The organism is Streptomyces gamaensis (assembly GCF_042656465.1).
In the GTDB taxonomy this organism is placed as follows: domain Bacteria; phylum Actinomycetota; class Actinomycetes; order Streptomycetales; family Streptomycetaceae; genus Streptomyces; species Streptomyces gamaensis.
On sequence record NZ_JBHSPB010000067.1, the window covers coordinates 1 to 529 of the forward strand.

A 529-nucleotide genomic window follows, 5' to 3' on the forward strand; every position below is an offset into this window, starting at 1 on the left:
GAACCCCGGGTTGCTGCCTCCAGGTACAGCCCCGGCTCTACACGGTGGGCGGCCGGGACCCGGCGAAGCCGTCGCCGCCGGTCCGGTGGCGGACGGTGTCACCGGCGTCGGTGACGACGAGGCCGCCGTGCTCCTCCGCCTCCAGCGCGAACCGCAGCTTCTCGTAATGGTCGCGCACGTTCTGAGCGGCCCGCAGGAGGCACGTGCAGTAGTCCCGCGCGCTGATCAGGCCGTCGCCCGGCCCCTGCCGCAAGGCCCGGTAGAAGGCTTCGTCGGCCGCGCCTTGCGCGGGCGTGCGGCGGGAGTCGTTCCCGGGCAGCGCCAGCGCGAGGGCTTTCAGCGCGGGCGCGGTCCTCCTGATGTACCGCCGGAGCCTCTTCGTCGACTCCGCCAGCGTCTCCGCCGTCGGCGACGGGTGAGCCTCCAGGGCGGTCCTGACGGACTGCAGGATCCCGGAGCCGTCCTCGGTGATGCTGGAGTACGGCACCGGGACGGACCCTTGTCCGTAGGTCATGGCTGTGCCAGGGAA

At 72.6% G+C, this 529-nt stretch carries 1 protein-coding gene; it reads right to left on the reverse strand.

Annotated features, from left to right (window positions below; genetic code table 11):
* Window positions 1-37 precede the first annotated feature (37 nt).
* Window positions 38-529, reverse strand: a 492-nt coding sequence (locus ACFP1Z_RS33695; protein ID WP_390321874.1) for a DUF6415 family natural product biosynthesis protein, incomplete at its 5' end; no start/stop codon positions are given.